Annotated in this window: 22 protein-coding genes; 9 read left to right on the top strand and 13 right to left on the bottom strand. The window is 73.5% G+C overall.

The window, feature by feature from the left end; genetic code table 11:
• The first annotated feature begins 143 nt into the window (after positions 1–143).
• The gene (locus tag QRT03_RS30780; protein WP_286056990.1) at positions 144–1,595 is read left to right on the top strand and encodes an amidohydrolase family protein; all 1,452 of its coding nucleotides are present in this window, start codon (positions 144–146) and stop codon (positions 1,593–1,595) included.
• Positions 1,596–1,620: 25 nt separating this feature from the next.
• Here the strand turns inward: QRT03_RS30780 and QRT03_RS30785 are convergent, their stop codons facing one another.
• The 3 genes from QRT03_RS30785 to QRT03_RS30795 all read right to left on the bottom strand — a co-directional run bounded on the left by QRT03_RS30785 (position 1,621) and on the right by QRT03_RS30795 (position 5,861).
• Positions 1,621–2,049, bottom strand: coding sequence for a nuclear transport factor 2 family protein (locus tag QRT03_RS30785; protein WP_286056991.1), 429 nt, complete (start codon positions 2,047–2,049; stop codon positions 1,621–1,623).
• A gap of 80 nt (positions 2,050–2,129) precedes the next feature.
• Entirely contained in the window at positions 2,130–4,691 is a 2,562-nt protein-coding gene (locus QRT03_RS30790; protein ID WP_286056992.1) for a helix-turn-helix transcriptional regulator, read from the bottom strand.
• A complete protein-coding gene (locus tag QRT03_RS30795) occupies positions 4,692–5,861 on the bottom strand; it encodes a serine hydrolase domain-containing protein (protein WP_286056993.1) in 1,170 nt (389 codons plus the stop codon).
• Between the two features lie 125 nt (positions 5,862–5,986).
• On the opposite strand from QRT03_RS30795, the gene QRT03_RS30800 reads away from it, so the two are divergent.
• On the top strand, positions 5,987–6,478 hold the full coding sequence (locus tag QRT03_RS30800; protein ID WP_286056994.1) for a pyridoxamine 5'-phosphate oxidase family protein: 492 nt from the start codon (positions 5,987–5,989) through the stop codon (positions 6,476–6,478).
• A 1-nt stretch (position 6,479) separates the two neighbouring features.
• Here QRT03_RS30800 and QRT03_RS30805 read toward each other — a convergent pair whose 3' ends face one another.
• The 3 genes from QRT03_RS30805 to QRT03_RS30815 all read right to left on the bottom strand — a co-directional run bounded on the left by QRT03_RS30805 (position 6,480) and on the right by QRT03_RS30815 (position 9,555).
• Entirely contained in the window at positions 6,480–8,057 is a 1,578-nt protein-coding gene (locus QRT03_RS30805) for a fatty acyl-CoA synthetase (RefSeq protein WP_286056995.1), read from the bottom strand.
• 81 nt (positions 8,058–8,138) lie between these two features.
• Positions 8,139–8,891 (bottom strand): alpha/beta fold hydrolase, encoded by a 753-nt coding sequence (locus tag QRT03_RS30810; RefSeq protein ID WP_286056996.1) that lies wholly within the window; start codon positions 8,889–8,891, stop codon positions 8,139–8,141.
• Between the two features lie 52 nt (positions 8,892–8,943).
• Positions 8,944–9,555 carry a dihydrofolate reductase family protein gene (locus QRT03_RS30815; protein WP_286056997.1) on the bottom strand — a complete coding sequence of 204 codons (612 nt, stop codon included), beginning with the start codon at positions 9,553–9,555 and terminating at the stop codon, positions 8,944–8,946.
• A 146-nt stretch (positions 9,556–9,701) separates the two neighbouring features.
• Here QRT03_RS30815 and QRT03_RS30820 point away from each other — a divergent pair, with 146 nt between their 5' ends.
• On the top strand, positions 9,702–10,304 hold the full coding sequence (locus QRT03_RS30820; RefSeq protein WP_286056998.1) for a DJ-1/PfpI family protein: 603 nt from the start codon (positions 9,702–9,704) through the stop codon (positions 10,302–10,304).
• Positions 10,305–10,311: 7 nt separating this feature from the next.
• Here QRT03_RS30820 and QRT03_RS30825 read toward each other — a convergent pair whose 3' ends face one another.
• Positions 10,312–11,850 (bottom strand): CoA-acylating methylmalonate-semialdehyde dehydrogenase, encoded by a 1,539-nt coding sequence (locus QRT03_RS30825; RefSeq protein WP_286056999.1) that lies wholly within the window; start codon positions 11,848–11,850, stop codon positions 10,312–10,314.
• Between the two features lie 80 nt (positions 11,851–11,930).
• The gene (locus QRT03_RS30830) at positions 11,931–12,263 is read right to left on the bottom strand and encodes a LysM peptidoglycan-binding domain-containing protein (protein ID WP_286057000.1); all 333 of its coding nucleotides are present in this window, start codon (positions 12,261–12,263) and stop codon (positions 11,931–11,933) included.
• A gap of 201 nt (positions 12,264–12,464) precedes the next feature.
• Between QRT03_RS30830 and QRT03_RS30835 the strand changes: the two genes are divergently transcribed.
• Complete coding sequence (locus QRT03_RS30835) at positions 12,465–12,749, top strand: hypothetical protein (RefSeq protein ID WP_286057001.1); 285 nt, start codon at positions 12,465–12,467, stop codon at positions 12,747–12,749.
• A gap of 3 nt (positions 12,750–12,752) precedes the next feature.
• On the opposite strand, the gene QRT03_RS30840 is transcribed toward QRT03_RS30835, so the two are convergent.
• Positions 12,753–13,907, bottom strand: coding sequence for an acetyl-CoA C-acyltransferase (locus tag QRT03_RS30840; RefSeq protein ID WP_286057002.1), 1,155 nt, complete (start codon positions 13,905–13,907; stop codon positions 12,753–12,755).
• A gap of 157 nt (positions 13,908–14,064) precedes the next feature.
• On the opposite strand from QRT03_RS30840, the gene QRT03_RS30845 reads away from it, so the two are divergent.
• Both QRT03_RS30845 and QRT03_RS30850 read left to right on the top strand, forming a co-directional pair.
• A complete protein-coding gene (locus tag QRT03_RS30845; RefSeq protein WP_286057003.1) occupies positions 14,065–14,628 on the top strand; it encodes a TetR/AcrR family transcriptional regulator in 564 nt (187 codons plus the stop codon).
• Entirely contained in the window at positions 14,625–16,394 is a 1,770-nt protein-coding gene (locus tag QRT03_RS30850; protein WP_286057004.1) for a CocE/NonD family hydrolase, read from the top strand. The genes QRT03_RS30845 and QRT03_RS30850 overlap by 4 nt, the downstream gene beginning before the upstream one ends.
• Here QRT03_RS30850 and QRT03_RS30855 read toward each other — a convergent pair.
• From QRT03_RS30855 to QRT03_RS30865, 3 genes are all read right to left on the bottom strand, one after another.
• Entirely contained in the window at positions 16,385–17,026 is a 642-nt protein-coding gene (locus QRT03_RS30855; RefSeq protein WP_286057005.1) for a histone-like nucleoid-structuring protein Lsr2, read from the bottom strand. The genes QRT03_RS30850 and QRT03_RS30855 overlap by 10 nt on opposite strands.
• A 119-nt stretch (positions 17,027–17,145) precedes the next feature.
• Positions 17,146–17,721, bottom strand: a complete 576-nt coding sequence (locus tag QRT03_RS30860) for a hypothetical protein (protein WP_286057006.1) — start codon at positions 17,719–17,721, stop codon at positions 17,146–17,148.
• Complete coding sequence (locus QRT03_RS30865; RefSeq protein ID WP_286057007.1) at positions 17,718–19,049, bottom strand: FAD-dependent oxidoreductase; 1,332 nt, start codon at positions 19,047–19,049, stop codon at positions 17,718–17,720. Before QRT03_RS30865 ends, QRT03_RS30860 begins: the two co-directional genes overlap by 4 nt.
• A 75-nt stretch (positions 19,050–19,124) precedes the next feature.
• On the opposite strand from QRT03_RS30865, the gene QRT03_RS30870 reads away from it, so the two are divergent.
• Positions 19,125–19,766, top strand: coding sequence for a TetR/AcrR family transcriptional regulator (locus tag QRT03_RS30870; RefSeq protein WP_286057008.1), 642 nt, complete (start codon positions 19,125–19,127; stop codon positions 19,764–19,766).
• Here QRT03_RS30870 and QRT03_RS30875 read toward each other — a convergent pair.
• Entirely contained in the window at positions 19,744–20,505 is a 762-nt protein-coding gene (locus tag QRT03_RS30875) for an ABC transporter permease (RefSeq protein ID WP_286057009.1), read from the bottom strand. The two genes, QRT03_RS30870 and QRT03_RS30875, sit on opposite strands and share 23 nt — an antisense overlap.
• A gap of 36 nt (positions 20,506–20,541) precedes the next feature.
• On the opposite strand from QRT03_RS30875, the gene QRT03_RS30880 reads away from it, so the two are divergent.
• Both QRT03_RS30880 and QRT03_RS30885 read left to right on the top strand, forming a co-directional pair.
• The gene (locus tag QRT03_RS30880; protein WP_286057010.1) at positions 20,542–20,970 is read left to right on the top strand and encodes a TIGR03618 family F420-dependent PPOX class oxidoreductase; all 429 of its coding nucleotides are present in this window, start codon (positions 20,542–20,544) and stop codon (positions 20,968–20,970) included.
• Positions 20,971–21,077: 107 nt separating this feature from the next.
• Positions 21,078–22,376: DUF222 domain-containing protein (locus QRT03_RS30885; protein ID WP_286057011.1), on the top strand; the 1,299-nt coding region annotated here is incomplete at its 3' end.

Consider the following 22,376-nt stretch of genomic DNA (forward strand, 5'->3'; position numbering starts at 1 on the left):
ACCCTACGTCCGCCAGGCGGACACCGTCTCCCTTCCCGAGGGCGGGTCAGGGCCGGTTGACACCGCAACCATCGCTGAGCACAGTGAGCCAGGTCATTCGACCGACAGACGGACAGGTGTCCGAGTGCGAGGGAGCGAGCACGATGAGTGAGGCCCGGCGACCGGTCGTCCTGCGCGGGGGAACCGTGCTCACCCTCGACGCGAGCCACACGGTGCTGACCGACGCCGACGTGCTCGTCGTCGACGACCGGATCGCCGCCGTCGGCCCGCAGCTCGACGTCCCGGAGGGCACCGAGGAGATCGACGCCCGCGGCGGCATCGTCATGCCGGGGATGATCGATACACACCGGCACATGTGGCAGACCGCGATGCGCGGCTACGGCGCCGACTGGACCCTCACGCAGTACTTCGTCTGGTACTACCTCGAGCACGGCCGCACCTTCCGGCCGGAGGACGTGCACGCCGGCAACCTGCTCGGTGCGATCGAGGCGATCGACGCGGGCGTGACCACCACCGTCGACTGGTCGCACGGGCTGCAGACCGCCCAGCACGCCGACGCCGCCGTCGACGCGCTGCAGGCCGTCCCTGGCCGCTTCGTCCTCGCCTACGGCAACATCCAGGACGCGCCCGCGAACTGGACCGGCTCCGCCGAGTTCCGGGACTTCGTGCAGCGCCGCATGTCCGGCGACCGCGACCTGCTCGGCTTCCAGCTCGCCTTCGACGTGACCGGCGACCCGGCCTTCCCGGAGAAGCCGGCGTTCGAGGTCGCGCGCGAGCTCGGCGTCCCGGTCACCACGCACGCGGGCGTCTGGGGCGCCACCAACGACGACGGCATCCGCCTGATGCACGACCACGGGTTCATGACCCCGGAGACCGTCTACGTCCACGCCGCGACGCTGTCCGCCGACTCCTACCACCGGATCGCCGCGACCGGCGGCTCCGTGTCGGTGTCCACCGAGAGCGAGCAGTCCGCCGGACAGGGCTACCCGCCCACCTGGGCGCTGCGGTCGCACGACATCCCGGTGTCGCTGTCGATGGACACCACGGTCTGGTGGAGCGGCGATCTGTTCTCCGCGATGCGCACAACCCTCGGCGCCGACCGCTCCCGCGAGCACCTCGAGGCGCACGCGAAGGGCGAGACGGTCACGCACGCCGCGTTGCGCGCCGAGCAGGTCGTGGACTGGGCGACGCGCGGCGGGGCCCACGCCCTCGGCCGCGACGACCTGGGGAGCCTCGAGGTCGGGAAGAAGGCCGACGTCGTGCTGATCCGCAACGAGCACTCGCCGGTCTCGTTCCCGCTGCTCCACCCCTACGGCCACGTCGCCCTGCAGGCGCAGCGCGGCGACGTCGAGGCCGTGATCGTCGACGGGCGCGTGGTCAAGCGCGACCACCGCCTCGTCGGGATCGACCTCGCCGCTGCGCGCCGCACCGTCGAGCAGACCGTGGAGCACCTGCGCTCGACGCTCGGCGAGGAGGCCTGGGCCGCCGGGATGAACCCGGAGGTGCCGGAGACGAAGGTCCTCGACAACCCGTACACCTACACCGACTACCGGTCCTCGGCGACGCACAGTGTGGCTTCGCCAGGTGAGCGGTAGTTGTCGCCATAGCGACAACAACTGCTCACCTGCGCGCCAGCGCACACCCCCAGAACGTCTCGATCCCGGCGCGGTCCATGTCCATGGTGCGCAGTTCGGTCATGCGGCCGTCGGGACCCAGGAGCGCCTGGTAGATCGCGCGGTTGTCGAAGACGGCGCCGTTCACCTCGCCGCGTTCGTGGACGAGGAGGACGACGCCGTCGTCGAAGCCCCATCCCGCCAGGATCTCCTGGCCGAAGGTGCCCGCGAAGAACCCGCCGAAGGCGAACCAGAACCCGAGCACGGCGTCGCGCCCGCGGAGCTCCCGCCACGGGCCGGCGCCGATGTCGTTGATCATCACGACGTCGGGGTGCATCAGCGCGACCGTGGGCTCGACGTCCCCACCGGCCAGGGCCTCCAGGGCGCCGCGGAGGCGGACGAGGTTCGGGTGGTCGGTGCTGACGGTGACGGTCATGGAGCTCCCCCTCGGTCGTGGACGAGGGCGACGCTAGGGAGCGCGGCGGCGCGGAACATCTGCCGAGCGGCAGAGGCGATTCATTCCCGACGACGGGCCGCGAGCGCGGCCAGTTCCACGCGGCTCGACACCCCGAGCTTGCCGAACACGCTGCGCAGGTGGGTCCGCACCGTCCCCGCCGACACCAGCAGGGCCGCCCCGACGGCCGCGTTCGTCAGCCCCTTCCCGACGAGGCCCACGACCTCCCGTTCGGTCGGCGTCAGGCTCTCCCACCCGCTCGACGGCCGGTCCCGACGACCACGGGTCCGGGACGCGTAGGCCACGGCCCCGTCGCGGTCCAGGCGCCGGCCACGCTCGGTGCACTCGGCCAGCGTCGCCACCGGCAGGGCAGCGACCGCCGCGTCCCGGTCACTCCGGACCGCCCGCCCGAGCGGCGACACGGCCAGCCCGAGTTCCTCACGACGGTGGTCGGCGGCCGCGTGCAGGGTCGCCGCGACCGTCACCCGACCGGCCCGCAGCGCTCCCCTCGCCACGACGTCCAGCGCATCGGGGACGAGCAGCTCGCACCCGGCGGCCGCAGCTTCGGCGAGCGCGGCGTGCGCACCGGCACCGGCGACGGCTGCCCGCACCAGCCCGGCGGCGGCACCGAGCTCCCGGTGCCCGATCGAGGCAGCCAGCTCCCCGGCCTCCGTGGCGGCGGCCCCGTCGAACGCGAGCGTCGCGTGCAGCAGGGCGACCTCCGCGCCCAGCGCCGGCAGCCCGGCCGCCGCGTCGCGCAGGGCCGGCGGGACCGGGCGCGGCGGCTCGGACCACGCCCCGGCCACGGCGTCCGCGAGCTCCACCACGAGCGCCGTGCCGATCCCGGGGTGCTCCTCGAAGAACGGGCGAACCTCCCCGACCAGCGCCGACCCGTCGTCGGGACGTCCCCGAGCGCACAGGGCCCGGACGAGCGGGAGCAGGCAGGCCGCCGCACTCACCGGCTCGGCCACCCCGAGCGCGAGCCGCAGACCGTCCCGCCCGACCGCCTCGCCGTCGACGAGCCGCCCCGCGCGGACGGCGACCTCCGCCCGGATCGCGGCGTCCCACGCGCGCAGCTGCGCGTGCCCGAGCCGCCCCAGGGCGGGACGTGCGCTGTCGGCCCAGCCGACGGCCTCCGCGTCCGCACACTGCTGCAGGTGGCAGTAGGCCAGCAGCTGGCGGGCCTCGACCTCGCCCCAGTCGTCCCCGGCACGCCCGCCGAGCTCCACGGCCTCGGCCAGCACGGCGATCGCCCCCGCCGGGTCGACGAACAGCTGCGCCATCCCGACGAGGGTGAGCGCCCGCCCTCGGGTCGCGCCCTCGGCCCGGTCGGCGACGCCGGCCGCGAGCTCGACCCCCGTGGCCAGATCCCCGGCGTAGGCGGTCAGGAATGCGAGCGCCCAGCCCAGTCGCGGCGGCACCTCGGGCAGGGCCTCGGCGACGCCGCGGGCGAGGTCCCGTCCCTCGTGGCACCGTCCACGCAACGACCAGCCGAACGCCAGGTCCACGACGATGCCCGCGGCCTCGTCGAGCCCGTGGCCGCTCGCGGCGGCGTCCCGCAGCACGGCGACGACGGCGACGGCCTCCCGGTCGAGCCGGTCCAGCGCGTCCGGGTCGGCCCGGCCGAGACCGTCCGCCAGCTCTCCCGCCAGCTCGGCGACCCACGCCCGCAGCCGGTCCGTCACGGACCCGTCGTCAGGAAGGAGCTCGGCCGCGTGCTCCCGCACCGTGTCGAGGAGCCGGTACCGCGCGTCCGCGGGATCGAACATCACCAGCGAGTGGTCGACGAGCGTCTCGAGCACCGCAGCGGGCTCGCCGGTCGCGGCCCGTGCCGTCTCGAGGGTGAACCGTCCCGGGAGCACCGACAGCGCGGCGAGCGCCTGGGCCGCGCGCTCGCCGGCGGCGTCCAGACCCCACGCGATGCAGGCCTGCAGCGAGCGGTGCCGGGCCGGGAGGCCGGAGTCGGCGCTGACGGGGAAGCGCAGGCGGTCGGTCATGCCGTCGCGGATCGCCGCGAGCGACAGTCCCCGCGCGTGGCCCGCCGCGAGCTCGACCGCGAGCGGCAGGCCCTCGGCGAGCCGGCAGATGTCGGCCACCGTCGAGTCGTCGGGGCGGAGGTCGCCGCGGACCTCGCGGGCGCGCTCCACGAACAGCGCCCGCCCGTCGTCGGGCAGTCGCCCCACCGCCCGCACGGTCTCGCCGACCAGCCCGAGCCGCACCCGGCTCGTCGTCAGGACCCGGAGGTCGGGGCAGCCGCGCACCAGGCGACCGACGAGGACCGCCGCCGCGGAGCGCACGTGCTCGCACCCGTCGATCACGAGCAGGCCGTGCCGGTCGGTGAGGCTCGCGACGAGCCGGTCCTCGGGAGACGCGTCCGGGTCCTCCCGGACCCCGACGGCCCGCAGGGCGACGAGGGCCAGGTCCGCCGGGGCACCGGCCTCGACGAACCCGACCACGCCGCCGACCGCCCCGCCAACCACCCTGGCGACCTCGACCGCCAGCCGCGTCTTGCCCGACCCGCCGGGCCCGACGAGCGTCACCACGCGGGTGCGCCCGACGAGTCCGGCGAGGTCGCGGACGTCGTCGTCGCGGCCGACGAACGACGAGGCGTAGGCGGGCAGCACCTACAGCGCCGCGTACAGCGCCTGCTCGAAGTCGCCGTAGAGGCCCCACGCCTCGGGCGTGATGAACGGCAGCGAGTTGGTGTAGATCGACGCGCAGACGCCGGTGGTCCGGTCGATGAAGAAGTGCGTGTTGAACAGGCCCGCCCAGGCGCCCGTGTACGCCCGGCGTCCGCCGGGCACGTCGGCGGTGTTGAGCAGCAGGCCGTAGCCCCAGGCCCAGCCCGGACCGAGCGTCAGGGAGTCGGTGATCGGCGGGTCCGCGGTGGGGATCTCGGTCGGCATCGGGGCGCCGTCGAGCTGGTCGGTGAACGCCGCGTCCACGGTCTCCTGCCGGAGGATCCGGACGCCGTCGAGCTCGCCGCCCCGCAGCAGGGCCCGCTCGAAGCGGACGTAGTCGCGCGGCGTCGAGTGCAGCCCGTGGCCGCCGGCCCACCACGACGGGTCGTCGGGCAGCACGTTCCCGATCGAGCCCCAGGTGCCGTCCTCCCCCTTGACGTGCACCGGCGTCTTGTTCGCCTGCCGCGCGTCGTCGAGGGCGAACATCGTCTCGCCCATCCCGAGCGGGCCGGTGATGTTCTCCTTCACGACGACGTCGAGCGTGGTCCCGGCGACCGCCTCGACGACGCGTCCGAGCCAGTCGGTGTTGATGCCGTAGACGAAGCGGGTGCCCGGGTCGGCGACCATCGGCGCGCCGAACGCCGCCATGTCGCCCGGCACCACGTTCGGCGTGCCGGTGGCCTCCTCGTAGCGCTTGAGGTCCTCGTTCCAGAACCAGTACCCGAGCCCGGACGTGTGCGTGATCAGCTGCTTGACCGTCGCCTTGCTCGCGGGCGCGCGCAGCTTCGGCGTGTCGCCGTCGAAGCCCTCCAGGACCTGGACGCCGGAGAACTCCGAGACGTAGGACTCGACGGGTGCGTCCAGGTCCAGCAGCCCCTGTTCCATCTGCTGCAGTGCCGCCGTCGTCGCGACCATCTTCGTCATGGACATGATCCGGAAGTGCGTGCTCGGGGAGACGGCCTCCCCGCTGCCGACGACCCGCTCCCCCGCCGCGCCCTCGTAGAACACACCGTCGCGGTCGGCGGCGATCGCCACCACCTGCGGGACGGCGCCGTCGTCCACGGCGGCGGACAGGAGCCGGTCGATAGCGGAACCGTCGATCGATCGGGACACAGGAGACCTCCAGCGGCTTGAAGTGTGCTGAGTCACATCACACCGCGACCGCCGTGAGGATGTCGAGAACCGGGCGGTGGCTCCGTCCCGGGGGCGTACCACCCCCGCCGACGAAGGAGCACCCCGTGGACGCCGCCACCGTGACCGCCACCCTGCAGCAGCCGATCGCGCAGGAGCTGCTGTTCTCCGACATCCCGGCCCGGTTGTCTTACGTCGGCCGCGACGGCGACCCGCGCGTCGTGCCCACCGCCTTCTGGTGGAACGGCGAGGCGATCGTGATCGTCACGGTGCCCCGCTCGGCGAAGGTCGCGGCGATCCGGTCGCACCCGCGCGTCGCGATCGCGGTCGACCGTCCCGGGATGCCGCCGCGGTCGCTGCTGATCCGGGGTGCGGCCACCGTCGAGATCGTGGACGGCGTCCCCGACGAGTTCGTCGAGGGCTCTCGCAAGATCATGCCGGCCGAGGCGATGCCGGAGTGGGAGGCGGGCGTCCGGGCTCTCTACGCGCAGACGGCCGTCATCACCGTCGTGCCCGACCACGTCGTGCTGCACGACTTCGAGACCACGGTCCCGAAGGCCGTGGCCGACCTGATCGCGGCGCACGGCGACCCGCGGTGAGTCAGCCGCCGGCCAGTTCGGCGTAGGTGTCGCGCAGCTCGCGCTTGAGGATCTTCCCGCTCGGGTTCTTCGGCAGGGCGTCGACCACGACGACGTACTTGGGCGCCTTGAATCCGGCCAGGCGCTCCCGGGTGTGGGTGACGATCTCCGCCGCCTCCGCGGTCGCACCGTCGCGCAGCACGACCGCGGCCGCGACGGCCTCGATCCACTCTGGGTGCGCCACCCCGAACACGGCGACCTCGCTGACCGCCGGGTGCTCGTAGATCGCGTCCTCGACCTCGCGGCTCGCGACGTTCTCCCCGCCGGTGATGATGAGGTCCTTCTTGCGGTCGACGATCGTCAGGTAGCCGTCGGCGTCCATCCGCCCGAGGTCGCCGCTGTGGAACCAGCCGTGGCGGAACACCTCGGCGGTGGCCTCGGGCCTCCCCCAGTACCCCCGCATGGCGTGCGGGGTGCGGTGGACGATCTCGCCGACCTCACCGACCGGCACCGGCTCGTCGTTCTCGTCGTGCAGCCGGGTCTCGACGTTCAGGCTCGCCCGGCCCGCCGTGCCCGCCTTCGCGATCTGCTCCTCGGGGAACAGCACGGTCGCGTTCGGGGCGAGCTCGGTCTGGCCGTAGTAGTTGAAGAGCCGGATGCCCGGGAGCCGGTCCCCCAGCTCCTTCAGGACGGAGACCGGCATGATCGCCGCGCCGTAGTAGCCCGTGCGCAGCGAGGACAGGTCGTACCGGTCGAACGCGGTCGACCGCAGCAGGCGGATCCAGACCGTCGGCGGGCAGAACATCTTCGTGATCCGCTCGGCCTCGACCGTGCCGAGGATCGTCTCGGGGTCCGGCGAGTCGACGATGACGCTGGTCGCGCCCAGGTAGACGTCCGGCGTGAGGAAGTCGTGCAGGGCGGCGCAGTGGTAGAGCGGCAGGGCGTGCAGCTCGACGTCGTCGCGGCGGTACTCGCCGTCGACGATGTCGCTGACGTACTGGGCGATCAGGTTCCGGTTGGTCATGATCGCGCCCTTCGGCGCGGACGTGGTGCCGCTGGTGTAGAGCAGCTGCACCGGGTCGTCGTCGCCGATCTCGAGGTCCGGCTCGGTGGCGTCGTCGTGGGCGAGCAGGTCGTCGAACCCGGTCCACCCGTCGCGCTGCCCGACGACGATTCGCAGGCCGACGTCGACCCCGGCGGCCTCGAAGGTGTCGGTCAGCCCCTCCTCGACGACGGCGGCCGACGCGGCGCTGTCCTCCAGGACGTAGCGGACCTCGCCGGCGGTGAAGTTGAAGTTCACGGGGACCGAGATGGCGCCCGCCCGCGCGAGTGCGAAGTAGGCGACGACGAAGGCGTAGGAGTTGCGCGAGAGGATCGCGACCCGGTCGTCGCGCCCCACACCCCGCGCGAGCAGGGCGTTCGCGACGCGGTTCGCGTCCGCGTCGAGCTCGGCGAAGGTGCGCCGGGTGTCGCGGTGCACGATCGCGGTCTTCGCCCCGACCTTTCCCGCGGTCCGGGAGAGCAGCGTGCCGATCGTCTGCCGGCGTGCCCGTGCGACGTCGGGGGTGAGCGGCGGCAGGTACGGGTCGAGGTCGGACACCCAGGCTCCTTCTCCGGCGGCTGTGACGACGACGCCGTCGGACGAAGGTCTAGCGCAGGTGGGCGGTCCGGGACCAGCCCGTCAGCGCAGCAGCGGCACGACCAGCTCGGGACGCTGGAGTGCCAGGAGCGACCGGGCGCGGGCGATGCGGTGGAAGCGAGCCCCGGTGACGGCGTCGGCGATCGTGCGGCCGTGCTCGGGCTCGGCCCCGTGGTCGTCCTCGCCCACGATGACGTCGACCGGGATCGTCAGTCGCGGCAGGTCGGCGAGGACGTCGGTGTCCGCGAGCCGGTCGAGGCCGTCGGCCCAGACCGCGACGCGCGTGCCCTCCACCCGCGCGCGGGCGTACTGGACCGCGGCGCCGTTGCGGGCGAGCTGGCTCGCCGTGAACCAGCGGTTGATGGAGATGTCGGCGACCGCGACGTCCTGACGCAGGGCGCCCGCGAGCGTCGCGAACAGCGGCGAGGGCGAGGCCCGCGCCCCGAGCAGGGACAGCCGTCGTACGCGTCCGGGGTGGGTGAGCGCGAAGCACTGCCCGACGGTCGCCCCCAGGGAGTGCCCGACGACGTGCACCGTCGGCAGGTCGAGGACGTCGAGGAGATCGACGAGGTCGGCCACCAGACGTCCCGTCGACGGGACGTCCGCGTCGGCGGCGACCCCGTGGCCGGGCAGGTCGTAGCGGATCACCCGGTGGTCCGCGCGGAGGGCGGCCGCGAGTCCGGACCAGTAGTCGAGGTCGAACGGGGTCGCGTGCACCAGGACGATCGCCGGGCCGGCGCCCTCGTCCGTCACACGGGTCGGCACACCACCGAGCACGACCGGTCGTTCACTCATCCGGAGATCCCCCCGACGGGGACGATACCGAGTCAGGGTCGGCGCGGTCTCCTCACCCGCCGTCGACCCGGCGGTACCGGATGTGGGTCGCCAAGGGCGAGTGGAGCACCTCGACGGGCTCGAACCCGAAGGAGTCCACACCGTCGAACATGCGCTCGCCCGACCCGAGCAGGACGGGAGTGATGTCGAGGGTGAACTCGTCGATCACGCCGGCGATCAGGGCCTGGCGGACGGTGGAGGCGCCGCCGGCGATGTCCACCCCGCGGTCGCCCGCCGTCTCGAGCGCCTGCGCGTAGGCCGCGTCGAACCCGTCGGTGACGAAGTGGAAGGTCGTCCCGCCGTCCATCTCGATCGGGTCGTGCGCGTGATGGGTCAGGACGAACACCGGCGCGTGGTACGGCGGCTCGTCGCCCCACCAGCCGCGCCAGTCCTCGTCCCACGCGCCGCGGACCGGCCCGAACATGTTCCGGCCCATCACGTAGGCGCCGCGGGGACGCATGAGCCAGCTCGTCGCGATCGCGTCGGTCTCGGTCGCGCGGGGGTCGCCGATGTGCCACCGGTGCACCTCGACACCGTTCCTCCCGAGCGGGTTCTCGCGGGACTGGTCGGGCCCCGCGACGAAGCCGTCGATCGAGACCGACATGTGGCAGGTGGTGTCCGTCATCGGCGCTCCCGAGGAGTTGCAGAATGCAATCGGTTCGCCGGACTGTAGCGCACTGGCGATAAACCACCTATCGATGGCAGGAACCTGGCGAACCGTGGCGTTCCTGCCACTCGTTCCCGACGGCGGGTGCGGCCAGGCTGGGTGCCATGCGGATCGAGATCGTGGTGTTCGACGGCTTCGACGACCTGGACGCGTTCGGCCCGCACGAGGTGTTCTCACACGCGTCGAAGCGGCTCGACGGATGGACGTCGACGCTGGTCGGGGTGGATGCCCCGGGCACCGTCACGAGTGCCCACTGCGTGGTCATGACGGTGTCGGAGGTGCTCGGGGAGCCCGACGTCGTCGTCGTGCCGGGCGGCGGCTGGTTCGTCGAGGGCGCCGGTGCCCGGGCCGTGGCCGACCACGGGGTGCTGCCGCGCCGCCTCGTCGAGCTCGCCGACCGGGGCACGATCGTCGCCTCCGTCTGCACCGGCGCGATGATCCTGGCCGCGGCGGGCCTCACCGCGGGCCGACCCGCCGTCACGCACCCGAGCGCGATGGACGCGCTCGAGGAGTCCGGCGCACTCGTCCGTCGTCAGGACCGCGTGGTGGACGACGGAGATCTCGTCACGGGCGGCGGCGTCACGAGCGGCATCGACCTCGCGCTGCACCTCGTCGCGCGCGAGGCCGACCCGGGGACGGCCCGCGGGGTCGCGGCGCACATGGTCTACCCGCCCCAGGTCGACCTCGGCGCCCCGACTCCCGCCTGAGGGCGCGTCAGCCGTTCCGGGGGAACCCGAGGTCGAGCCCACGCTCCGACGGGTCCGGCCAGCGGGTGGTGACGACCTTGCCGCGGGTGAAGAAGTGCACGCCCTCGGTGCCGTGGGCGTGGGTGTCGCCGAACAGCGAGTTCTTCCAGCCGCCGAAGGAGTAGTAGGCCATCGGCACCGGGACCGGCACGTTCACGCCGATCATCCCGACCTCGACCTCGTTCTGGAACCGCCGCGCGGCCCCGCCGTCGCGGGTGAAGATCGCGGTGCCGTTGCCGTAGGGGTTGGCGTTGATCAGGTCGACGGCCTGCTCGTAGGTGTCGACGCGGACCACGCTCAGGACCGGGCCGAAGATCTCGTCGGTGTAGACGCTCATGTCGGTGCCGACGTGGTCGAGCAGGGTCGGGCCGACGAAGAAGCCCTGCCCGTCGGCGTCCGGGGCGACGTCCCGGCCGTCGACCACGATGCTGGCACCCTCCCGCTCGCCGGCCTCGACGTAGCCGGACACCCGCTCCTGCGCGGCCCTCGTCACCAGCGGACCCATGTCGGGGTCCCGCCGCCCGTCCCCCGTGCGCAGGCCCTCGGCGCGGGTGCGGATCCGCTCGACCAGACCGTCGGCGACGTCGCCCACCGCGACGACCGCGGAGATCGCCATGCACCGCTCGCCCGCGGAACCGAACCCGGCGTTGACGGCCTGGTCGGCGGCCAGGTCCAGGTCGGCGTCGGGCAGCACCACCATGTGGTTCTTCGCCCCGCCCAGGGCCTGCACCCGCTTGCCCGCGGCGGTGCCGGTCTCGTGGATGTAGCGCGCGACCGGGGTCGAGCCGACGAACGAGATGCTCTTGACGTCGGGACTGGTCAACAGGCCGTCGACCGCGACCTTGTCGCCGTTGACGACGTTGAACACGCCGTCGGGCAGCCCCGCCTCGCGCCAGAGCTCGGCCATCCACAGTGCCGCCGAGGGCACCTTCTCGCTCGGCTTGAGGACGACGGTGTTGCCGGCGGCGATCGCGATCGGGAAGAACCACATCGGCACCATGGCCGGGAAGTTGAACGGCGAGATGATGCCGACGACGCCGAGCGGCTGACGCACCGAGTGCACGTCGACCCCGGTCGAGGCGTTCTCCGTCGCGGAGCCCTTGAGCAGGTGCGGCATCCCGCAGGCGAACTCCACGACCTCCTGGCCCCGGGCGACCTCCCCCGCGGCGTCGGAGAGGACCTTGCCGTGCTCCGCGGTGATCACCGCGGCCAGTTCGTCCGCACGGCCGTCGAGCAGCTCCCGGAACCGGAAGAGGATCCGGGTCCGCGCGCTCAGCGAGGTGTCCCGCCACGCGGGGAAGGCCGCCTTGGCCGCGGCCACCGCGTCGACGACCTCGCCCGCCGACGCGAACGGCACCCGCGCGGTCACCGCACCGGTCGCGGGGTCGGTGACGTCGCCGAGGATGCCGCTGCCCCCGGGCGCGGGCCGGCCCGCGATCCAGTGGGTGAGCTCCGGGACGCCACCGTCGGTCGGGGTGGTCGCGGTGTCCTGCAGCGTGCTGGTCATCTGGTCTCCGTCCCGGTCCTTCTCGACGGGGTCGACGCTCCCGCACCTCGCGCACTCCGTCGACCCGGCGCGGCCCGACCTCAGTACCGCAGGCGCTGGCCGGGGTGGATCAGGTCCTCGTCGGCGATGCCGTTGCGCGCGGCGAGCCGGTCCACCCGGGTCCCGTGTGCGGTGGCGACCGACGTCAGCGTGTCTCCGGGCCGGACGACGTACGTCCCGCTCTCGGCGTCGGACACCCGACGGGTGGACACGGTCCCGCCCAATGACGACACGAACTCGCCCAGACTCGTCCCGACCGATCCCAGCGCCTGCCCGCCGGACCGCGCCATCGCCGCGGAGTTCGACGGCTGCGTGATGACCGCGAGCAGCAGGACGACGAGCACCGCCAGGCCGACCACCCGCGCCAGCGTCATGCCACGGATCTTGACCCGCTTCGCGGCGTGCCGCGCGGCTGATTTGCCAGCTTGGGCTTGACGGACGCGCGGGTTGGTCCCTTCGCCGCGCCGCTCCGGTGGAGATCCCGTTCCGCCGAGCGGACAGGGGCGCGGACCGATCGGTCCGCTCGGTTGGACGGGATCTCGCGCCGGGAGTGCGCGCACCGCCGCGAGTGCGACGTGACGCAGGCGCCGGCGCGCCGGGGCATGCGTGGCGTCGCACTCGCGGTGGGCGGGTTGCGGTTCCCGGCGCGCGCCCAGCAAGATCCGTCCGTCGGCCACGCGAACGGGGGACCCTTGTCGAGCCTGCTGCCGCTCGCCGTCGTCGTCCTGGTGGTGCTGTTCGTCCTCGTGCCGTTCCGCCGGCGCATCGGCGGCCCTGAAGGTGGCTCCGAGAAGGCCGTCGTCGGCGCGACGTGGGTGATCGTCGGCGTCGTGCTCGCCCTGATCATCGCCTCCCGGTGAGGCCTACACCCGCTCGATGATCGTGGCGTTGGACTGGCCGCCGCCCTCGCACATCGTCTGCAGCCCGCGGGTCGCGCCGGTGCGCTGCAGCTCGTGCACGAGCTTCGTCGCGAGGACCGCGCCGGTCGCGCCGAGCGGGTGCCCCATCGCGATCGCGCCGCCGTTGACGTTGGTGCGCTCCAGCGGGGCGCCGGTCTCCTCGGCCCACGCGAGCACGACGGAGGCGAACGCCTCGTTGCACTCGAACAGGTCGATGTCGTCGATGCCGAGGCCCGCCTTGCGCAGCACCGCCCGGGTCGCGGGGATCGGGCCGGTCAACATCAGCACCGGGTCCTCCCCGACGACGGCCATCGTCGAGACCTTCGCGACCGGCTGGAGGTCGTGGTCGCGCATCGCCTGCTCCGAGGCGATCAGCATCGCCGCCGACCCCACCGACACCTGCGACGACACGGCCGCCGTCAGGGCGTAGCCCTCGCGCAGCGGCGGGAGCGAGGCCATCTTCTCCAGGTCGACGTTCGGCCGGACGCCCTCGTCGTGGGACAGGAAGTTCAGCGGGGCGATCTGCCCGGTGAAGCGGCCCTCGTCGGTCGCGACGGCGGCCCGGCGGTGCGACTCGACCGCGAGCTCCTCCATCCGCTCCCGCGTGATCCCCCACTTCTCCGCGATGAGCTGGGCCCCGCGGAACTGGCTGATCTCCTGCTCGCCGTAGCGCTGGATCCACTTCTCGCCCTCGCGGCGGGTGCCCATCCGCTCCAGCACCGCGGCGTTGGCGTCGATCGGGACGATCGCCATGTTCTCCACGCCCGCCGCGACGACGAGATCCTGCGTCCCGGACATGATCGCCTGCGCCGCGAAGTGCAGTGCCTGCTGCGACGAGCCGCACGCCCGGTTGATCGTCGTGCCCGGCACGTGCTCGGGCAGGCCCGCCGACAGCCACGCCGTCCGGCCGATGACCCCCGCCTGCGGGCCGAGCTGGGACACGCACCCCATCAGCACGTCCTCGACGGCGCCCGGGTCGACGCCGGTGCGCTCCATCAGCGCCGTCAGCGCGTGCGCGCCGAGGTCGGCGGGGTGCACGTCGGCGAGCTTGCCCTTGCGGGTGCCGACCGGCGAGCGGACGGCGTCGACGATGTAGGCCTCATTGACGGGCGGGGCCACGGTGCCTCCTGGGCGCTTCGGGGAGCCCCAGTCTCTGGGGTGGACACCTGCGGCGCCACCCACCCGACGTGATCGGGCGGGCACGGGCCGAGGTTCACCTTGACGACGGCTCCCACCCCTGTGTCTCCTTGGTTGGTCTACCAACGAGGAGCGCGCGATGACCGGCCGTCGGGACGAGATCGTGGAGGCGGCGCTCGCCGTCATCCGGGAGTCCGGGCTCGCCGCGTTCACCCAGCCCCGCGTGGCCCGCCGGACCGGGCTGCGCCAGAGCCACCTGACCTACTACTTCCCGACCCGCGACGAGCTGCTGGTGGCCGTCGCCCACGAGGCGGTGCGGCAGCGCCTCGTCGCTCTCGGGCCCGTCGGTACGGCGCCGACCGCCGAGGCGAAGGTCGCCGCCCTCGCCGCGGTCCTGGTCGCCCCCGAGCAGACCCGTGTGCTGCTCGCCCTCACCCAGAGCGCCGACGTCGTCCCCGACGTGCGAATCGCGATGGTCGAGCTCGGCCGGGGCCTCGTGCCCCTGGCCGCCTCCCTCCTCACCGCGGCCGGCGCCGAGGTCGCCCCGGCCACCCTGGACACCTTGCAGTCCACCTCCACCGGCATCGCCGTGCTCGCACTGGCCCAGGGCGGTGAGGCGTTCCGGCAGCGCGCCGAGGCCGCCCTCACCGCGCTGCTGCACGGACTCGCCGTCACGAACCCGCTCCGAGAGGCCCGACCATGACCGCCCGCGTCCGCATCCCGCTCAAGCCCTCGACCGCAGGTCCGCAGTACGCCGGCTGGACCCCGCGCGCCGTCGCCATGGAGGGCCTCGGCAACCGCGTGCTCGCCGGCCAGTCCGTGCCCGTGGCCGACGGCGTCACGCTCAACGCCGACGTCTACACGCCCGCCACCCCGGGCCGGTACCCGGCGGTCGTGTCCTTCGGCGGCTACAACACCGAGTGGCACACCGCGGGGGTGCCGACCGGCTCGAACGAGATCGGCTCGCCCCCCGTGTTCACCGACCGCGGGTACTGCCCGGTGATCGTCGAACGCCGGGGCATGGGCCGCTCGACCGGCGAGCAGGTCATGTTCTTCGACCCCCAGGACGTCGACGACCACGAGAAGGTCATCGCCTGGGCCGCGGAGCAGCCGTGGTGCAACGGCGAGGTCGTCCTGTTCGGCACCTCGTACTACGGCATGACCCAGCCTCTGGTCGCCGCGCGCCGCCCGCCAGCGCTCAAGGCGTTCTTCGCGAACGAGATCTGCACCGACTTCGTCCGGCACCTGCAGCTCTTCGGCAGCGTGCCGTCGGCGTTCTTCCTCGCGCTCTGGATGGGCGCGAACTTCACCGAGGCCCGCTACCGCCAGACGATGCCGCCGAACCGGCGCGCGCTGATCAGCCGGGTCACCAACGGCCCGCTGCACCCGCTGCTCGAGAAGATGGTGCACCGCAACGTCGACACCCTCTTCGAGCGGTTCATGGCGGCGACCCCGGTCGAGTTCGTGCGCGAGATCTACGCCCGGTGGATGTTCGACGAGAAGACGCGCGAGTCCTCGACGATGCCGGAGGGGTCCGCGCCGGTCCTGGGCGAGATCGACGTGCCGTTCGCGGTCGTGCAGAACCTCGGCTACCTCAACCTCCACCAGTTCGGCAGCTACGACCTCGCCGAGCACGCCGGCACCCCGGCCGACCGCCGGTGGCTGATCCTCGGTCCGCCCGAGTACGACCTGCCGGTGTACGCGTGGGAGGGCGAGGCGCTCGCGTTCTTCGACCACGTCCTGCGCGGCGTCGACAACGGCTACGACACCCAGCCGCCGGTCCGCTACTGGGTCGACGGCGACGGCGGCTACGCCTCGGCCGCCGCGTTCCCACCGCCGGACGGCGAGGTCCTGCACCTGCAGCTCGCCTCGGGCGGCGCCGACCACGAGACCCACCGGCTGACGACGGAGGCCGCACCGGACGGGTCGAACTCGTGGGCCGCCGTGCCCCGCGGGGTCCCCGTGCTCGGCGGGATGGACCAGCTGGCCAACCAGCTGCTCCGTTTCGAGCTCCCGGTCACCGAGGAGACCCACCTCGCGGGCCCGGTCACCGCCCACCTGCGCTTCAGCTGCACCGAGATCGACTCCTACGTGCTCGCGCGGCTGTCCCGAGTCGATGCGGCCGGCGCCTCACACCTGCTGTCGATGGGCGCCGTCCGGCCCGTCGCGCGCACCGAGGACACGGCCCGCAGCACCGCGGTCGAGATCGCGATCGACCCCGGGCACCGGGAACCCCTGACGCCGGGCGAGCCGGTCGTGCTGCGGTTCAGCCTCACCCCGGGCCCGGTGCACCTGCGGGCCGGGGAGCGGCTGCGCCTCGAGCTCGGCAGCCGGACCGACCTGCTCATCGAGGGCCCGGGGCAGGGCTACGTGCAGTTCGACCTGCCGGTCCCGCCGTACCTGTGCCGCAACACCGTGCACCTCGGCGGGGAGAGCCGGATCGAGGTCACGCGCGTGCCTCAGCCCTGACGGGCCGCCCACGCGTTGTAGTTCGCGATGAGGTCCTTCTTGAGCTGGCCGCGCGGCTTGACCTCGATGCCCTCGCCGACCGCCCAGGCCCGGATCGTCTCGCGCTCGGGGGCGGTCAGGCCGTCACGGCCGCGGGGCTGCTCGTCGGTCTCGGCATCGGCGGTCCCGGTGGCGGTCTCGGTGGCGGTCTCGGTGGCGGTCTCGGTCGCGGTCTCGGTGGCTGGCTCCGGCTCGCTCTCGACGGCGCTCGACTCCGGCTCGGAGGCGGGGCGGGCGAGCAGAGACGCGTCGCCCGCCTCGAAGGCCTGGATGACATACGCGGGGAGACGGCCCCGGGCGGAGAGCGAGGCGCCGTGCTGGTCGGCCCAGGCCCGGATCTCCTGGTTCCGCTCGCGCGAGGACGAGTTCGACGAGGCCGGCGTGCGGGCGGGAGCCGGCTCCGGAGCAGCCTGACGTCCCCCGGTCCGCCGGGCCGCCGCGAGGTAGGGCTCGAGCGTGGACCGCAGGTCGCCCGCGTGCGCGGTGGTCAGGTCGATCTCGTACGAGGCGCCGTCGAGGCCGAAGCCGACGGTCTCGTCGGCGGTGCTGCCGTCGATGTCGTCGACCAGCGTGACCGTCGTCCTGGTGGCCATTCCTGCGCTCCTCGGGTGGCCTGGGCGTGTGGTGTCGGGACGCCGGTCCCCCTCGGGCCTGCTCCTCGGGGCGATGTCCTACCAGGTACCCGGCGTCCCCGCCGCGAGAATCGCCCGGGTCACAGGCCGCACATCGCCAGCAGGCGGTCGCGGGGCGACGGTGAGTCCGGCTCCCCGGCGGGCAGGAGGATCCCGACCTGACGCCACAGCTCCGCGCGCGAACCGAGACCGACGAGCACCGCGGACGCCAGCTCGTCGTCGAGCGGCGAGGGCGTCCCCAGCGCCCGCGCCAGAGCCTCCGCGCCGAGCGTGCGCGCGACCACGAGCTGCCACAGGTACTCCTCGACCGAGCAGTCCCCGAACGAGCAGTGCACGGTGCCGGCGAGGTCGTCCACGCGCTCGGCCGCCGCCCGCGCCCGCGCTGCCAGATCCGGGAACGCACCGATCTCCGGCTCCCCCGCCTCGGCCATCGTCTCCCCCGCGAGCTGCGAGGGGATCCACGCCTCGTCCCGCGCGATGTGCGCGACGGCCTCTCGCACCGGGCGGCGTCCGACGGGGTCGGAGGCGAAGACGGGCTCGAGGACCACGCCCCACCCGTCGTCGGGAACGGACGAGACCACCCGCTCGATCGCGCGGTCGGCGGCGAGGAACGTCGAGATCGGCATGGCCGTGAGCGTCGCGGACGTGGCGGTCATGTTCGGTCCGCCATCACGGGGGCAGCCAGCGCCTTCTCGACGACGGCGGAGAGCTCGGCCCGCGTGGGCCCGGGCGCGAGCGCGGGGCGCCACCCGGTCTCGTAGACCCGGCGGGCGCGCTCGCGGACCGTGTCGAGGCTCGCGGGCCCCGCCAGCATCGCGAGGTAGGGCCCGATCGACTCCGCGATGACCGGGTCCACCGCGGCCGCCGCCATGACGCGGTCGGAGGGCAGGTCGGGGTCGAGGTCGGTGTCCCGGCCGCGCCAGCGATCGAGCATCGCGCCGTCCATGCAGACGTGGTCGGCGACCCACGGCCGCATCTCCCGGTCGCACCAGGACTCGAACGCCGGGCCGATCCCGTCGTCGGGAACCTCCTCGTCGAGCAGCCGCAGCAACTCGCGTACCTGCAGCAACGACGTCGCGATGCCGCGCCCGAACATCGGCGTCGTGGTGGCGACCGCATCCCCGACGTGCACCAGGCCGCGGAGGCCCGACTGGCGACGGTAGTGGTTGACGAGCTCCCCGCCGGGCAGGACCGCGGTGATCGGCTCGGCACGCTCCGGGTCGGTCCAGGTGTCGAGGCCCGGGATCGCGGCGCAGGCCGCCTCGAAGACGCGCTCGTGGCGGAGGGCCGCGAGGTCGGGGTCGGCGATCGGACGGACGATCAGGACGGAGAAGATGCCGCGCTCGTGCCGGAAGACGATGACCTGGTAGCCGTCGAGCTCGGCCTGCCAGGCGAGCGGGTTCGTCATCGGGCCGGGCTCGGCCCCCGGTCGGAGCTGGTACTGGCGGTCCACGTACGCGACCCCGGTGCGCCCCGACAGCTCCGCGTCGGGCCGGAGGGAGCGGGTGACCCGCCCGGACCGCCCGGAGGCGTCGACGACGAGGTCGGCGGGCTCCACGATGCCGTCGACGACGAGACCGGTGGCGCGGCCGTCCTCGACCGTGACCGCGTCCACGTGGCCACGCCTGAGTTCCAGGCCAGGGGTGGCGGCGACGACACCGTGCAGCGCCCGCTCGAAGGTCTCCCGCCGCGACCGCATGCCCCCACGGGTGGTCCGGCCATCGGGGAGGGTGAACGTGATCGGCTCCGCCCCCGCGGCCAACCACGCCTCGTACGCACCGGGCACCTCCGCCTGCAACGTCTCGCCGATCTGCGGGCGGAAGCCGTGCGCGTGGTGGAACTGCATCACGCCCCGGCGGGCCCACCCGCCGTCGGGATCCGGCCCGGCGTCCCGGTCGACCGCCACCACGTGATGTCCGCGCCGGGCGAGCGCCGCCCCCAGGACGAGCCCGGTCGGGCCGCTGCCGATGATCGCGACGTGCACGGCGACCGCCTCGGATCTACACTCGTGGTGAATCGGATGCACCCAGAGTGCAACGTCGACGAGGAGGTGTCAAGGTTGTCCCGTTCCTACCGGTCCGATCTCCGCGCCCGGCAGGCCCGGTCGACCCGCTGGTCCGTGGTCGAGGCCGCCGCCGCGCTCTTCGTGGCCCGGGGTTACGACCGCACGACCCTGGATGCGGTCGCCGAGGAGAGCGGGGTCAGCCGGCGGACCGTCGTCAACGCGGTCGGCGGCAAGGCGGCGCTGCTGAAGCTGGCGTGGGACTGGACGCTGGTCGGCGACGACGAGCCGACGCCCATGGCCGACCGACCAGACGTCGTCGCGATCCGCACGAGCAGGGATCCGGAGGAGTCGCTGCGGCTCTGGGCCCGCGTGGTCACCGAGACCGGGTCGCGGGCGGCCGCCCTGGGCCGGGTGCTCGTCGCCGCGGCGGACGCGGACGACGAGGCGGCGGCGCTGCTGGCCACGGCCGAGACGCAACGACTCGAGGGGGCACGGGCCTTCGCGCAGCACCTCGCGTCGCTCGATGCGCTGGCCGTGCCGGTCGACCGGGCCGCGGAGGCGTTCTGGGCCCTCTCCTCCGGCGCGGTGCACCGGAGCCTGGTGATCGACCGCGGCTGGTCGACCGAGGAGTTCGCGGTCTGGCTGGAGGCGCAGGCCGCGGCCAGCACGCGCCCTACTCCGTCCGTGCCGCGATGAGGCGTTCCGCGAGCCCGGCGAGCCAGTCGACCAGCAGCGCGAGCGCGGCGACGAGCGACCCGGCGACGACGAGCACGGAGAGGCGGTTGAGCAGCAGCGCCTGCTGCACCAGCGCGCCGAGGCCGCCGGCGCCGATGTAGGAGGCCAGGGTGGCGGTGCCGACGTTGAGCACGAGCGCGACCCGCACCCCGGCCACGACGACCGGCATCGCGAGCGGGATCTCGACGTCGAGCAGCGTCCGGCGCGCGGACATCCCCATGCCGCGGGCCGTCTCGACCAGCGACGGGTCGACGTCCTTCAGCCCGACGATCGTGTTGCGCAGCACCGGGAGCAGCGCCGCGAGTGCGAGCCCCAGGACCGCGCTGCGCGTCCCGAAGTCCCAGAACCCGAGCAGGATGAGCACGCCGAACGCGGGCAGGGCCTGCGCGAAGCCGCCGATCGCGGCGACCGCGGTCGCGAGTGTGGCGAACCGCGGACGGCTGAGCACCAGCCCGAGCGGCACCGCGACGCCCAGCACGAGCACGGTCGAGTACAGCGTCAGCTCCAGGTGCTCGCCGAGCTGGCCGAGGACGTTCGCCGGGTCGAGCGCGCGTTGCTCGAGCGAGTCGAGGCGGGAGCCGTAGACCGAGCCGAAGGCCACGGCCAGCCCGACCACGATGACGGCGGGGACCAACCAGAGATCCGGTCCGACCTGCCACCGGCGCTCGTCGACCGTGCCCCCGAGCGCCACGTCGACCATGGTGGAGGTGGCCGTGCGGTCGGGCAGGATGAGCGGATGGAGCTCGATGAGTGGGGCGCGCTGGCGGCCGAGGAGCACGGGCTGGTCGTCGTGGCGACGGCGCGCGCGGACGGCTCGATCCAGTCCTCCGTGGTGAACGCGGGCGTGCTCGCGCACCCGGTCACGGGAGAGGACGTGCTCGCCTTCGTCACCTACGGTCCGGCCAAGCTGGGGAACCTCCGACGCCGGCCCTGGACGGCGGTGACCGCCCGGTCGGGGTGGCGGTGGGGCACGGTCGAGGGCGGGGTCGAGATCGCGGGACCGGACGACCCGCTGCCGGGGGTCGACGACGTGGCCACGCTGCTCCGAGCGGTCTTCACGGCCGCCGGCGGCACTCACGACGACTGGGACGAGTTCGACGCCACGATGGCGCGGGACCGGCGGGCCGCCGTCCTCGTGACGCCGGCACGGGTCTACTCGAACTGAGACGGTCCGGCCTGCCCAGAGATCGTGACCGTTTCGTGATCTCTATGGAGCGCTGTCCTGGGCTTTCTCGGCCGTGACTGTCGGGGGTTCGCTCTAGTGTTCGAATCATGAGCACGGCAGTGGACTCCGGGCCCCGGATGGAGGCCGAGGCACTGCTGCGTGCTGATCCGGCGGAGCTGCCCGGCGAGCAGGTCGATGCGGGGATGGGTGCGTGCTTCGCGGCGGTGAACACCGCGGCCTGGAAGCTGTCCCGTTATGTGTTGGAGTGTTCGCGGGCGAAGGCCGGCACCCTAGAGCGGGTCCCCGCCCGTCGTCGGGCGGGGAAGGTCGTGGCGGAGTCGCTGGGTTGGTCGGAGAGCTACGCGGCCTCGCGGATCGAGTTCGCCCGCCAGGTGCTGGAACGGCTGCCGCGGCTCGGCGCGGAGATGGCCGCCGGGCGGTTGGAGGAACGCAAAGCCGCGGTGATCGTCGACCTGGTCGCCGATCTCGACGACGCCCAGGCCCGGGAGGTCGTCGAGGAGATCATCGACGCCGCGGCGGGGTTGCCGTACACCGCGTTGCGTCAGCGGGTGGCGCGGGTGGCGGCGGCAGTGGACCCGGACTGGTGGGAGCGGCGCCGCGCCGCCGCGGTGGCGCGGCGGCGGGTGACGTTGCGTTCGGCGCCGTCGGGAGCGGCGGAATTATGTGGGCTGGATCTGCCCGAGGACCCGGCCCAGGACGCCCACGACCGGATCGTCGCATTGGCGGCCGCGGCTCGACGCCGTCTGGCCCGCGCGGGGATTCGTGTGTCGGTCGGGGAGGTGGAGTGCGAGGTGATGCTCACGCTGACCGGGCCGGCCGGGGCCGGGATGTACGACCTCGACGTCGTCGACCACGTCACCACCACCTTCGGTGGCCCCACCGACACCGACAACAACGGCGGCGGTCCCGATCACGGACCCGATGACGGACCCGACGGCGGACCCGGAGGCGGTCCCGAAGACCCAGGCGACGGACCTGACCGCGGACCCGACAGCGGACCCGACGACAGCCGACGCAAGGACAGCGAACTCGACGACGTCGGACCCGACGACCGCGGACCCGACGACCGCGAGTCTGCGAGTGACTGCGCCGGTGACGGCGAGCCCGAGCCCGAGCCCGTGGCCGATGGACCTGTTGCAGGCGTCAACGACTGCAACGACGCGTCCGACGTCAGCGGGGGTCCTGGCGAGGGCGGCGCCGGTAGCGAGTGCCAGGCGCCGGTGGTGGGGTTCCGGGCGCGCACAGTGCTACGTCTGGAACTACGCACCGTCCTCGGGTTGGACCGCCGCCCCGGCGAACTGCCCGGCCACGGCCCGATCGCCAACCCCGAAGCGGTGGCGATGGCCTGGGCCCGCCGACACCAACGCTGGCGGATCGCCCTCTAC

This window comes from Actinomycetospora termitidis (assembly GCF_030286555.1).
GTDB lineage: Bacteria > Actinomycetota > Actinomycetes > Mycobacteriales > Pseudonocardiaceae > Actinomycetospora > Actinomycetospora termitidis.